At 33.9% G+C, this 12,791-nt stretch carries 12 protein-coding genes; all 12 read left to right on the forward strand.

The genetic code is table 11. From position 1 onward, the window contains the following. Window positions 1–39 precede the first annotated feature (39 nt). Complete coding sequence (locus DRF61_RS13360) at window positions 40–654, forward strand: DUF5819 family protein (RefSeq protein WP_111957812.1); 615 nt, start codon at window positions 40–42, stop codon at window positions 652–654. Then, the gene (locus DRF61_RS13365) at window positions 647–1,531 is read left to right on the forward strand and encodes an HTTM domain-containing protein (protein WP_111957814.1); all 885 of its coding nucleotides are present in this window, start codon (window positions 647–649) and stop codon (window positions 1,529–1,531) included. The genes DRF61_RS13360 and DRF61_RS13365 overlap by 8 nt, the downstream gene beginning before the upstream one ends. Beyond that, the gene (locus tag DRF61_RS13370) at window positions 1,521–3,863 is read left to right on the forward strand and encodes an outer membrane beta-barrel family protein (RefSeq protein ID WP_111957816.1); all 2,343 of its coding nucleotides are present in this window, start codon (window positions 1,521–1,523) and stop codon (window positions 3,861–3,863) included. Before DRF61_RS13365 ends, DRF61_RS13370 begins: the two co-directional genes overlap by 11 nt. Window positions 3,864–4,087: 224 nt before the next feature. After that, the gene (locus tag DRF61_RS13375; protein WP_111957818.1) at window positions 4,088–4,732 is read left to right on the forward strand and encodes a hypothetical protein; all 645 of its coding nucleotides are present in this window, start codon (window positions 4,088–4,090) and stop codon (window positions 4,730–4,732) included. A gap of 249 nt (window positions 4,733–4,981) precedes the next feature. Continuing rightward, window positions 4,982–6,406: an anthranilate synthase component I family protein gene (locus DRF61_RS13380; RefSeq protein ID WP_111957820.1), complete on the forward strand. Its 1,425-nt coding sequence runs from the start codon at window positions 4,982–4,984 to the stop codon at window positions 6,404–6,406. 42 nt (window positions 6,407–6,448) lie between these two features. After that, a complete protein-coding gene (locus DRF61_RS13385) occupies window positions 6,449–7,057 on the forward strand; it encodes an anthranilate synthase component II (RefSeq protein WP_111957822.1) in 609 nt (202 codons plus the stop codon). A 32-nt stretch (window positions 7,058–7,089) separates the two neighbouring features. Further along, entirely contained in the window at window positions 7,090–8,079 is a 990-nt protein-coding gene (gene trpD, locus DRF61_RS13390) for an anthranilate phosphoribosyltransferase (RefSeq protein ID WP_111957922.1), read from the forward strand. A 113-nt stretch (window positions 8,080–8,192) separates the two neighbouring features. Then, window positions 8,193–8,972 (forward strand): indole-3-glycerol phosphate synthase TrpC, encoded by a 780-nt coding sequence (gene trpC, locus DRF61_RS13395; RefSeq protein ID WP_111957824.1) that lies wholly within the window; start codon window positions 8,193–8,195, stop codon window positions 8,970–8,972. A gap of 18 nt (window positions 8,973–8,990) precedes the next feature. Further along, window positions 8,991–9,650 carry a phosphoribosylanthranilate isomerase gene (locus DRF61_RS13400; RefSeq protein ID WP_111957826.1) on the forward strand — a complete coding sequence of 220 codons (660 nt, stop codon included), beginning with the start codon at window positions 8,991–8,993 and terminating at the stop codon, window positions 9,648–9,650. 26 nt (window positions 9,651–9,676) lie between these two features. After that, entirely contained in the window at window positions 9,677–10,201 is a 525-nt protein-coding gene (locus DRF61_RS13405; protein WP_111957828.1) for a hypothetical protein, read from the forward strand. A 532-nt stretch (window positions 10,202–10,733) separates the two neighbouring features. After that, on the forward strand, window positions 10,734–11,918 hold the full coding sequence (trpB, locus tag DRF61_RS13410) for a tryptophan synthase subunit beta (protein WP_111957924.1): 1,185 nt from the start codon (window positions 10,734–10,736) through the stop codon (window positions 11,916–11,918). Window positions 11,919–12,002: 84 nt separating this feature from the next. Further along, the gene (trpA, locus tag DRF61_RS13415) at window positions 12,003–12,737 is read left to right on the forward strand and encodes a tryptophan synthase subunit alpha (protein WP_111957830.1); all 735 of its coding nucleotides are present in this window, start codon (window positions 12,003–12,005) and stop codon (window positions 12,735–12,737) included. Window positions 12,738–12,791: the final 54 nt, after the last annotated feature.

Genomic DNA, 12,791 nt, shown 5'->3' on the forward strand with positions numbered 1-12,791 from the left:
GCAAAATGATGATAGCTCTTTTTATTTCATTAATTCAGAATGACGAAAAAAATAAAACTCTTAAAAAATTTTACTATAGGATGTTTGAGCATCCACTTTTTGTTTGTTATTCTTGTACAATTCTATGATCTAGATTATACTAAAAATGGAACAATAAAAAAAATAAAAGATTTTTATATTAATCCTTTTTTCGAACAGAATTGGGGAATGTTTTCTCCTACTCCTCCACATGGAAATCAGTACTTTATAATAAAGTACCATACAAATACTAATAATATTACAATTGATATACACGAAGATATTAAAAACAACAGTAATCAGGGTTTATTTAATATTAACCAAAGGTTGCTGAAATATCAAAGCGGTTGCTATAATGATATAATACAGAAAATTTCAAAAGGAAATTTAGATAGAATTTATGCGGATAAAAGCAAATCTCATGGTTTAGAATCGATTTTGAATTACTCTAAACTTACATTGAAAAATCAAAAAAGCTTTCTAGACAAAATAAATAATAAAGATTCTGTATTTGTGGACATATACTTAATTAATGAATCCTTAATACCTCCATACTCTAAAAATAAATTTGAAGAAAAAAAATACATTACATTAACAAATGTTTATCTCACCAACAAACAGTCCTTATATGAATAATCTTATTTACGATAGGAAAATAGGCTCATCAATATTGCGATTTCTTATAGGATTTTTGATATTTAAGGATTTTATAGTATATTTTATCAATAGGAAGTACTTATTTGGAAACGGTGGAATTGTCTCTTATGAAACATATACAGATATTATTCGGTTCTTCAAGCTGAATTGGCTATATATAGACTTTACAAAATCAAATAATGTAATGATATTCTGTTTTTTGGGGATTATTTTTGGATTTTTATTCATGCTCGGTATTTTGCAAAGATTGTCTGTATTAATATTATTTTTTCTTTTGTTTATTTTTAAGATTAGGAATTTATATCTTTTAGATGGTGCAGATAATGTTATTTCTGTAATACTGCCTTTTTTCTTATTTATTGAAACATATAGTTTTAGCAATAAATATGAAGCATTTAAAAATAAAACTTATAAAAAAACGTCAAAATATTCCAACATATTGAGTCTATATTTTTCTTATGCCATAATGATTCAAATATGTATTATCTATTTTTTTGCCGGATTGCATAAATTACAAGGTGGAATGTGGAGAGAAGGAACAGCGTTATATTATATACTTAATTCCGATGATTTTTCTCCGACAAAATTCAATTCTTTTTTTACGAATTCAATTTTTATGGTCAAATTATCAACCTGGTTTACAATTATTTTTCAATTATTATTTCCTATTTTTATCTTCATCAAAAAAACAAGATTTATAACCATTTTAATTGGAATTATATTACATATCGGCATATTCTTTTTAATGAAAATTGATAATTTTTCTTTAGTTATGATCTCTTGCTATGCCATATTTTTTACTAATGATCAATATTACTCGATTTACAATAAACTAAAAATCAAATATGGTATATAAGTTTTTAGTACTGATATTTTTATTCGGATTCATCAAAATATTTTCCCAGACTGTACAATACAGCGGTAAAATAGAGGGTAATTCTGCTAAAGAATATCTTATTATTCTTACTGATCTAAACAATCCGGTAAATTCCTTTTCAGAATCAACATCAGCCCAAAATTTCACTTTCAAAAATATATCAACAGGCAACTATAAAAGATGCATTACAGCTAATAGCTTTCTTAAATGCGATACTATATCTATTCACAATAATTTAATAAATGATATAATCTCAATTGAAAGGGAAAATAAAATTCAGGAAGTTATTGTTTCTAACAAAAAACCTTTAGTCCAAAATAAAAATGGAGTGTTGGCAATTAGTGTTGAAAGCAGCCCAATTTTATCTAATGGAACTGCATTTGAAACTTTATCCAAACTTCCGGGCGTATCTTTTAATTATTCTAACAATTCTTTTAATGTAAAAGGAAAACCTGGTGTACAAATACAAGTAGATGGACAAACTCTCTATATGTCTAATAGTGAAGTAATCAATTATTTAAAAAATATTTCTTCCAGTGACGTTAGCGAAATAGAAATAAACACATCGCCGTCTGCAAAATACGATGCAAGTGGAAATGCAGGAATTATTAATATCAAAACAAAAAAGATAACAAGAGAAGGTTATTATTTAGGCATGTCATTTAACGGAACTCAGGGGAAATATTATAAACAAAACTTAGGAATTAAAGGACAGTATAATACCCAAAAAAACCGGTATATGCTTTATTATATCAATTCCTTTAATACTGATTTTGAAAAAGCAGATACTTACAGAGATTTTTTAAATACAAGCACCAATCAAGAAACTTATGCAAAAATTAAAGGAAATACCAATACCCTGAATTCCCAGTATGAGCACAAGTTCAATAAGTCGAATTTATTGATAAACTCTTCTTTTTCTTTTTATAATGAAAAAATAAATCAAAATACCGATCTCCATTTTTATGATAATCAAAATGAACCGACCTCAACATTGTTTTCGAACCAAAACAGTAAAAATAATTTAAAAACATTTGATATAGGCTTTGATTATAATATCACAAATAAGAAATCAAAAATAACGTTTAAGTCAAACTATATTTTCTATAATATAAAAAATAATTCCTTTCTTTCTTCCTTTCAATATCCTGCAACTCATACTTATGATGATTTACAAAATGAATCTCCCAATAAAGTAAATATAGTTCTTTCTCAGCTCGATTATGAAATAAAATTAGACTCCTTATCAAAACTTGAAACAGGAGCGAAAGCAATCTATCAAAGTATAGACAGTGAAAATAATTTCTATGAATCTTCAGTATTTTCCCTTTCTAAATCAGATAAATACGAGTATAATGAATGGATTTTTGGAAGTTACATTCAATATAATAAAAATTTTAATAAAACGAGTTTTACCGTTGGAAGCAGATTAGAATATAATCCTTTGAAAGGCGTAGATGAAAAAAATAACTTCACTTTGAAAAGGGATAATATCAATTTATTCCCTTTTTTCAATTTTTCTTATAACCCTTCAAAAAATAACAGTTTTAGTTTATCATATAATAAAAGGATTAATCGTCCAAAATTTAGAAATCTAATGCCGTTTGTTTATTATGTGGATCAGTATACAAGACTCGTAGGAAATTCTGAATTAAAGCCCAGCTTTTCACACCAATTAGAGGTGCAATATATCCTGAAAAATAAATATATTTTTAGTATTGCCTATTTTATTAATAAAAATCAAATATATCAAACTCCTATTCAGGATAATGACAATACTTCAACCATACTTACTCCAATAAATGTAAATAAAAGCAATTCATTATCTTTTAGTTCTAATATTTCATTACAGCCACTCAAATGGTGGAATCTGAATTTAAATGGAATCATTTTATACAATAGAATAAGTGATAATACCATAAATATAAATTCTAGTATCTGGTCTGGTCAAATGGTTGTATCTAATATTTTTTCATTACCTAAGACTTTAAAATTGGAATTTACAACAGATTATAGAACTCCATTTATTCAAGGTCCATATAAGACACAAGACCTGTTTACAGCAAATATTGGAATTAGTAAATCATTCTTTGATAATAAACTGAAAGTATCTTTAGTTGGTAATGATATATTCAGAACTTATACTGTTAAAAATACCTCAATTATAGAAAATCAAATATCAAATATTACCCAAAATTTTGATACACATTGGATAAGATTGGGATTGGTATATAAATTGGCAAAAGGTATAAAGAAAGATGGCACCAGTACTGATAAACTTTCTGAAGAATTAAAATCAAGAGCCCGATAAAATCTAATTATTTTTTTACAACAATCAACTTAATTCTACAATATTTGAAAATATTAACTATTTGAAATAAAAAAAGGATTATGAAATTTAAATTGGAAAACAAAAAAACAGGTCTTTTGTACAAAATACATAACAAAAATATAATAGAATTAGAAATAATCCCTCATTACTCATAAGGCAAATCAATTTTATCTGCTTATCTTTTTAACTTAACAAACTTTCAAATGATCTTTATATCCAAAATTCTGTTTTTCACCAGTCATCATGGTTTTTACACCGTGATCATACTTTTAGTATTCTTTGGTTTACTTTCTTATGTTACCAAAAAAGCATGGTTTCTGGCCCCGATTCTCCCTCTTGCTATTCTGAACGGTGTCGCCGGACAGTATCTGAACGCATGGTTTTTAAATAAATATGGGGTAGAAAGTACAGCCATTATCACCTCCGATGTAGAAACCAACTCTACCCTGAATGAGATGTATATTCATGATTATGAAGCCATTGTAAAAAAGCAGGATGGAAAATATGTTTCAACTTATTTTTCAACAACAAGTGCTACTATTTATCCGATTGAAAATGCCATCAGAATCCCCAGAACGGAACAGTATTTCCCGGTAAAATATATTCCGGGATATGAAAAAAACATAGTAATCCTGTATTATCAGTCTGAAGAAGGAAACGCTTTGCTGCAGTATGAAAAGATGGCTCCGGTAAACTCCGCAAAGATCAAATATGAAGCGGACAGAACGAATAAAGAGTTTATTGAAGAATACATTTCAGCTTTAGAGGATTATGTAAGTTCCTATAACAATGACGAATACAAAACAAAAATTGAAGAATTAAAAAAGGAATTAAAGCAACTTAAATAAAAGATCTCCATATTAAGTTTTTTTATTTTTGGTCGTTTTTTGTTTTTATATTAAAAAAATTTCTACATTTGTACCATGTTTAATCTGAGCAACAATATTTGGTGGTGGCTTTCAAACTCTTCGTCGGGTCTGGAGGTATTGTCATGTTGCTAATGAGATAGCAGAATAATTAAAATAAACAATATATAGGCTTTGACGGATTCCGTTGAAGCCTTTTTTATTTAATCCAAAACAAAAAATACAAGTCAGATGACCACTCAGAAAATAAAAATAAAGACCGGTTCTAAAAAAACACTGGGAGACCTTTATACTCCAATGAACATCTATCTTCAGATCAGGGACAGATTCCGGGATACCATCCTTCTGGAAAGTTCGGATTCTAAGAATATTGATAATAATTTCTCTTTTATCGCAGTGAATGCCGTTGCAGGAATTGAGGTTAAAAATCTTACTGAATTTGAAATCAAGCTGCCGGGCTCAGATCCCGTAAAGCAATTGATAGCTGAACGAAATATAACGGAGATTTTTGAGGAATTCCAAAGCGTTTTTGAATGTGAAACCACGCATGATCCTATTGAACAGACTGCTCAGAGTCTTTTTGGGTATACAAGCTTTGAAGCCGTACAGTTTTTTGAAGACATCAGCTTAAAGCCACAGAGTCCTGAAGTAGAAATTCCTATTCTTCGTTACAGACTGTATCAATACGTTATTGCCATCAATCATTACAATGATGAGATGCACATTATCGAAAACCAAATCCCTGGGTTAAAATCTGAACTTTATTTGTTGGAAAACCTGATCAGAAATCAGAATACTCCGGTCTATCCTTTCGAAAAAATTGACAGCGAAACTTCTAATCTTACCGATGAAGAATATATCGAACTGGTAAAAACAGCCCAGAAACACTGTATGAGAGGTGATGTCTTCCAACTGGTTTTAAGCAGGAGGTTTGAGCAGAAATTCAAAGGGGACGAATTCAATGTATACCGTGCCCTTAGGAATATCAACCCTTCCCCCTATCTTTTCTTTTTCGATTACGGAAACTATAAATTATTTGGTTCCAGTCCAGAAAGCCAGCTGATCATCAAAGACAACAAAGCTGTCATTCACCCTATTGCAGGGACTTTCAAGAGAACCGGACATCTTGAAACTGATCTTCAGTCTATTGAGGCTTTAAAAAATGATCCGAAGGAAAATGCAGAACATACCATGCTGGTAGATTTAGCAAGAAACGACCTTGGCAAACTAGGTAAAAATGTAACTGTTACCAAACTGAAAGAGATCCAGCTTTTCTCTCATGTCATCCATATGGTAAGCGAAGTTACTGCCGATCTTCCGGAAAACATCAATCCTCTTGATATGGTTTCCGCTACGTTTCCACAGGGAACTCTAAGTGGTGCTCCCAAACATAAAGCCCTTCAGCTTATCGATCAGTATGAAAAAGACTCCCGAGGTTATTACGGAGGATGCATCGGAATGATCGGATTAAACGGAACCTGCAACCAGGCCATTATGATCCGTACTTTTTTAAGCAGGAACAATACCCTTTACTATCAGGCCGGAGCCGGACTGGTGGCAAAATCTGTCCCTGAAAATGAGCTGCAGGAAGTGAATAATAAATTAAATGCGCTGAAAAAAGCAGTTGACAAAGCAGGTAAAATAGTATTGAGTTAACAGCAACTTTCAACTCCTACCCAACAATAAAAAAAACAAAAAATGAGCAACGATATAAACCAACCAGCAACTCCTAATCAACTTAAAGTTCTGGTTTTTGACAACTATGACAGCTTTACTTACAACCTTGTCCAGATCATTGAACGAATTCTGGATCAGAAAGTAGATGTCGTAAGAAATGATCAGATCACTTTGGAAGAGATCGGGAAATATGATAAAATTATCCTTTCGCCAGGTCCCGGAATTCCCGAAGAAGCAGGAATTTTACTGGATCTGATCAGGGAATACGCCCCTACCAAAAGTATTTTAGGCGTATGTCTCGGACAACAGGCTATTGCTGAAGCTTTTGGAGGAAGCCTGATCAATCTTTCTGAAATTTTTCATGGGGTGGCTACTTCTGCCGAACTGGTTAAAGAAAACACTAAAATTTTCAAAAACCTAGCTTCAGGAATGGAAGTGGGAAGATACCACAGCTGGGCCGTCAACCCGGAAGGCTTTCCTGAAGAACTGGAAATTACAGCCGTAGACAAAGATGGAATGATCATGGCACTGCAGCATAAAACCTATGATGTACATGGGGTACAATTCCACCCTGAAAGCATTTTAACTCCTGACGGGGAAGTGATAATCAAAAACTTTCTTTTACATTGAAAACTACAGAAACACCTATAAAAGCACCCCAGATGAAAGAAATCCTCCAATACCTGTTCAATCATCAGACTTTGTCCAAATCGGAAGCAAAGGCAACGATGATCGAGATCGCACAGAATAAATTCAATTCTGCAGAAGTCACTGCATTTATCAGTGTTTTTCTGATGCGGAATATTACCTTAAAAGAACTGGAAGGTTTCAGAGAAGCACTTCTGCAAATGGCCGTTCCCGTACATCTTGACCATCACGATACGATGGACATTGTAGGAACCGGAGGCGATGGCAAAAATACGATCAATATATCAACGCTGGCAAGCTTTGTCGTTGCGGGAACTGGACAGAAAGTTGCCAAACACGGAAATTACGGGGCATCTGCTACCACAGGATCATCCAATGTCATGGAAGAACTTGGTTATCAGTTCAAAAATACTTCAGACCAGCTGAATAAAGACCTTGAAAAAGCCAATATATGTTTTCTGCACGCTCCGTATTTTCATCCTGCTCTTCAATCTGTAGGTGCTTTGAGGAAAGCCTTAGGACTTAGAACGTTTTTCAATTTGTTGGGTCCGTTGGTCAATCCTGCGAAACCGAAATATTCCGTAATTGGAGTTTATAACCTTGAAATTGCAAGAATTTACCAATACCTCTTGCAGAAAGAAGAGCGCGAGTTTATCCTTGTACATGGCCTGGATGGATATGATGAAATAAGCCTTACCCAGGACAGCAAGATTATTACGAAACATGGTGAAGAAATTTATTCTGCCCGGGATCTGGGATTTGATTCTGTAAGTCCGGAAAGCATTAAATCGGGAGAAACCCCTCAGGAATCAGCTAAGATTTTCAGGAATATCCTGGAAGGAAAAGGTTCGGCACAACAAAACGCTGTGGTTCTTGCCAATGCATCAACTGCTCTTTTCCACACAAAAAAATTCGGAACCTATGAAGATTGCCTTGCACTGGCAAAGGAAAGTCTGGAAAGTGGAAAGGCACTAAGAAGCCTTGAATTACTGGTAAATGGCTAATATTTGATAATTAATTAGTTGCTAGCTGCTGGTTATTAGTTGATAATAAAAATTTAAACTCTTCTCCGGCATATCTAACCTCTAATTTCTAACCTCTAACTTCTAGTTAAACAATGACAATACTTGATAAAATTATTGAAAGAAAAAAGGAAGAAATTACCGTTTCAAAAGCAAAAATTTCAATTGATCATCTGAAGAATTCTGATTTTTTTGGAAGAAAAAGTTTTTCCCTGAAAGAATCTGTCAAAAATAAAAGCGGAATTATTGCTGAATTTAAAAGAAAATCTCCTTCAAAAGGGATTATCAACGATCAGGTTCAGCCTTTAAAAGTCGTTTCTGCCTATGAAAACTTTGGAGCATCCGGAATTTCTATTCTGACTGACACGGATTTTTTCGGGGGAAGCTTTGATGATATTTTGAATGTAAGAAATCATATCCATATCCCTATTCTCAGGAAAGATTTTATGGTGGATGAATACCAGTTTTATGAAGCCAAAAGTATCGGTGCCGATGCCGTTCTACTGATCGCAGCCTGTCTTTCTCCAGATCAGGTTTTGGAATTTACAGAGCTTGCCCATCAGCTGGATATGGAAGTCCTTCTGGAAATTCATACAGAAGATGAGCTGAATCATTTCAATTCTAAAATTGATCTTGTCGGTATCAACAACAGAAATTTAAAGGATTTTAAGGTTGATCTTCAGCATTCCGTACTTTTAAAAGACCAGCTTCCGAAAGATGTCTTATCCATCGCAGAAAGCGGCATTTACAGTACAGAAAATTTCAGGTACTTAAAGGAAAAAGGATTCGACGGTTTTCTGATGGGAGAATATTTTATGAAAAATGAAGATCCGGCAAATAAATTCGCTGAATTTGTTTCTAATGTAGCCATATAACAGTTTATCAATCTAGCAATGAATAAAAACCTGCGGCCAAAGCTAAAAGTTTGTGGATTGACCCAATTAAATCAAATTCATGAGCTGATTTCCCTGAAAACAGATTTTCTCGGTTTTATTTTCTATGAAAAATCACCAAGATATGTTTTGAATCATTTGAGTCTGGAAGATATTTCGCAAATCAATCATTTGGGAAAAACAGGAGTTTTTGTCAATGAAACCATTGATAAAGTTACCGATATCGTAGAAAAAGCAGGGTTGAATATGATTCAGCTTCATGGCGATGAAAACGAAGATTTTATGATCAGCTTAAAACAAAACCTTAAACTTGAGATTAAAATCATAAAGGCTGTCAGGATCGGAAATAATGATCAGGAAACAAAGGAAAAAATAGAAAAAACAATTAGCTCTCACGTTTCACTTGTTGATTATTTTCTCTTTGATACGGACAGTAAAGCATTCGGAGGAACGGGAAAGCAGTTCGACTGGACCTTATTGAATGAGTTTGAGATTCCACTTCCCTATTTTTTGAGTGGTGGTATTTCAGAGGAAAATATTGAAGGCATCAGTCTTTTGAATAAGAAGCCTTTTGTCATAGATATCAATTCAAAATTTGAACTGGAATCGGGAATTAAAGACCTGGAAAAAATAAGAAAATTCATTTCTAAACCGTTTTAAAAGAACGGCTAAAAAATACACATAAGATGATGAACATCCATCTGCTAAAAAAAACATTTTATAAAACCTTATTTCCGCCTAAATTCGGGAATGAAAAAATTCAGGCTCTGTACAATTTTGTTTCACAGAATGACAGCGATGCAGAGAACTGGACTATGGACAAACAGTTACAGGAGTTTATAGACATTATCAAAATTTTTAACGGTGATGATATCCAGTATTTCTTTGAAAGAATAGGTCTTTGGAACAGCTATTATCTCGTGATAATTTCTGACAAATTTTTAGATATTCACGTCAAAACAAATGTGAAATATGACCTGGGAAAGATTTATGCTAAAATTTTTCTGCTTTATGAAGATTCCGATCCTTATTTCTTAATTGACAATCTGGAAATTGCCGTTACCATGTACGACTCAAAAATAGATGTTGCCACCTTAATTGACCTGATCAGTAAAATTGAATTACTGCATCATAAAAAACTGATCACCAGGCAGCAACGGAATTATTATATACAATTTATCAACAGCTTAACCGATGAATTATCAAATTAAAAAGTCAAGTGAATTAACGGATCACGAAACACAACATATTTTAAGCCTTTGGGAAGTCCCTGAGTGGAGTGGGATGACTCCGTCAGATTTCCGCAGTTTTTTTAAAAATTCAGAATTTCATTTTATATCAGGTTCTGAAGATGAAATACCAGCAATAGTCCGCCTTAACTTTGATTTCTTCTTAGAGATTTCAGGAAAGCAGTATTCTTTTGCTGAGGCTGTAGGACTGGTTTCTGCTCAGAAAAAAAGAGGATATGGATCACAGCTGGTTCAGTCTTTTAAGGAAAATCTGATTCAAAGGAAAATTGAAACCATAGGCTTCTGTTTTGCTGATCTTCGCCCCTTTTATCAACAATGTAATATTGAAATTCTGGAAAACAAGGCCAAAGCTATTCTTGAAAATAGTGAAAACAGATGGATCAGCTCTGAAGACGATGATATTTTGATTTTTAATGGTTCCGGAGAAACCAGGGAGCTCCTCAGACAGCTTAACCCGGAAAAAAATGCTTATTTAATAACTAAAAACAATACAATGAATTATAAAAACCCTGATGAACACGGATATTATGGAGAATTCGGAGGAGCTTTCATCCCTGAAATGCTTTATCCGAATGTAGAGGAACTGCAGAAAAACTATCTTAAGATCATAGAGTCTGAAGAGTTTCAGGATGAGTATCAGGACCTGCTTAAAAACTATGTAGGGCGTGCTACCCCCCTTTATTTCGCGAAAAATTTAAGCCGGAAATATAATACTCAGATTTACCTGAAAAGAGAAGACCTCAACCATACCGGAGCCCATAAGATCAACAATGCCCTGGGACAGGTTTTACTGGCAAAACGTCTTGGTAAAACCAGAATTATTGCTGAAACCGGAGCCGGGCAGCACGGTGTGGCCACCGCAACAGCCTGTGCCCTGCTTGGCCTGGAATGCATCGTTTATATGGGAGAAATTGACATTCAGAGACAGGCTCCTAATGTAGCAAGAATGAAAATGCTGGGTGCAGAAGTTATTCCGGCAACATCAGGCTCAAAAACCCTGAAGGATGCAGTGAATGAAGCGCTAAGAGACTGGATCAATAATCCGGTGACAACACATTATGTGATTGGAAGTGTGGTGGGACCTCATCCTTTTCCGGATCTGGTCGCCAGATTTCAAAGCATTATCTCAAAGGAAATCAGGGAGCAGCTTAAAGAGAAAATCGGGAGAGAAAATCCGGATTATGTGATTGCCTGTGTAGGCGGTGGAAGCAATGCAGCAGGAACTTTCTATCATTTTGTAGAAGAAAAAGAAGTGAAGATCATTGCTGCGGAAGCCGGCGGACTGGGTATTGATTCCGGGAAATCAGCAGCCACAACTTTTCTGGGAACCTTAGGTGTTCTTCATGGAAGCAAAAGTCTTGTGATGCAAACTGAAGATGGTCAGGTGATCGAACCCCACTCTATTTCTGCAGGTCTTGATTATCCGGGAATCGGGCCTTTCCATGCTCATTTGTTTAAGGAAAAACGGGCAGAGTTTTTCAGTATTAATGATGAGGAAGCTTTACAATCTGCTTTTGAGCTTACAAAACTGGAAGGAATTATTCCTGCACTGGAAAGCTCACATGCGCTGGCCGTTTTAGACAAAAAGAAATTCCGTGAAGAAGACATTGTCGTGATCTGCCTGAGCGGACGTGGGGATAAGGATATGGAAACGTATTTAAGAGAAATTAGAAGTTAGAGATTAGAAATTAGTCTTTTGACAGCTTCAATTTATAATACTTCTCTAACTTCTAATCTCTAACTTCTAACATCTATTATAACAATGAAAAAACTAAATATATACTTCACAGCAGGAATTCCGCAATTGGAAGATACCGCTGATATTATAAAACTCATTCAAAATTCTGGTGCTGATATGATGGAAATCGGGATGCCTTATTCAGATCCCGTAGCAGACGGTCCGGTGATCCAACAGGCCCACGAATTGGCACTAAAAAACGGAATGACCATTGAAAAACTGTTCTCTCAACTGAAAACAGTGAAAAATGATATTCATATTCCGATTATCCTGATGGGATACATCAATCCTGTTTTGAGTTTTGGATTTGAAGAGTTTTGTCGTGAATGTTCGGAAAGTGGTGTTTCAGGACTGATCATCCCTGACCTGCCTCCTATTGAATTTGAAAATAATTACCAGCAGATCTTAAAAAAATACAACCTTAATTTTACGTTTCTGGTCACTCCTGAAACTTCTAATGAAAGGATTCTGTATTTAGATTCTTTAAGCTCCGGATTTCTGTATGCGGTAAGTTCCTCATCAACTACAGGAAATGACAATGCTGTTCTTAAAAATGAAAATTATCTTTCACGTCTGACGTCACTACATTTAAAAAATCCGGTGATGATAGGATTCGGTATAAAATCCAAGGAGGATTTTGAGAATGTAACAGAAAAAGCATCCGGCGGAATTATAGGAACTGCCTTTGTCAATACCCTTCTGAACCATAAAGACTGGAAGAATGCTGCCATAGATTTTATCCATGCTGTAAAAGGGTAAAATTCACTAAATTTGTATGTCAAAAAATGGTATGAGATTATAATTTCATATAAC

The organism is Chryseobacterium lathyri (genome assembly GCF_003290185.1).
Taxonomy (GTDB): Bacteria; Bacteroidota; Bacteroidia; order Flavobacteriales; family Weeksellaceae; genus Chryseobacterium; species Chryseobacterium lathyri.

What these genes read in the sequence shown, in the direction of transcription:
- DRF61_RS13360 (WP_111957812.1), top strand. Translation starts at nt 40, where the DNA reads ATGACGAAAAAAATAAAACTCTTAAAAAATTTTACTATAGGATGTTTG.
- DRF61_RS13365 (WP_111957814.1), top strand. Translation starts at nt 647, where the DNA reads ATGAATAATCTTATTTACGATAGGAAAATAGGCTCATCAATATTGCGA.
- DRF61_RS13370 (WP_111957816.1), top strand. Translation starts at nt 1,521, where the DNA reads ATGGTATATAAGTTTTTAGTACTGATATTTTTATTCGGATTCATCAAA.
- DRF61_RS13375 (WP_111957818.1), top strand. Translation starts at nt 4,088, where the DNA reads ATGATCTTTATATCCAAAATTCTGTTTTTCACCAGTCATCATGGTTTT.
- DRF61_RS13380 (WP_111957820.1), top strand. Translation starts at nt 4,982, where the DNA reads ATGACCACTCAGAAAATAAAAATAAAGACCGGTTCTAAAAAAACACTG.
- DRF61_RS13385 (WP_111957822.1), top strand. Translation starts at nt 6,449, where the DNA reads ATGAGCAACGATATAAACCAACCAGCAACTCCTAATCAACTTAAAGTT.
- trpD (WP_111957922.1), top strand. Translation starts at nt 7,090, where the DNA reads ATGAAAGAAATCCTCCAATACCTGTTCAATCATCAGACTTTGTCCAAA.
- trpC (WP_111957824.1), top strand. Translation starts at nt 8,193, where the DNA reads ATGACAATACTTGATAAAATTATTGAAAGAAAAAAGGAAGAAATTACC.
- DRF61_RS13400 (WP_111957826.1), top strand. Translation starts at nt 8,991, where the DNA reads ATGAATAAAAACCTGCGGCCAAAGCTAAAAGTTTGTGGATTGACCCAA.
- DRF61_RS13405 (WP_111957828.1), top strand. Translation starts at nt 9,677, where the DNA reads ATGATGAACATCCATCTGCTAAAAAAAACATTTTATAAAACCTTATTT.
- trpB (WP_111957924.1), top strand. Translation starts at nt 10,734, where the DNA reads ATGAATTATAAAAACCCTGATGAACACGGATATTATGGAGAATTCGGA.
- trpA (WP_111957830.1), top strand. Translation starts at nt 12,003, where the DNA reads ATGAAAAAACTAAATATATACTTCACAGCAGGAATTCCGCAATTGGAA.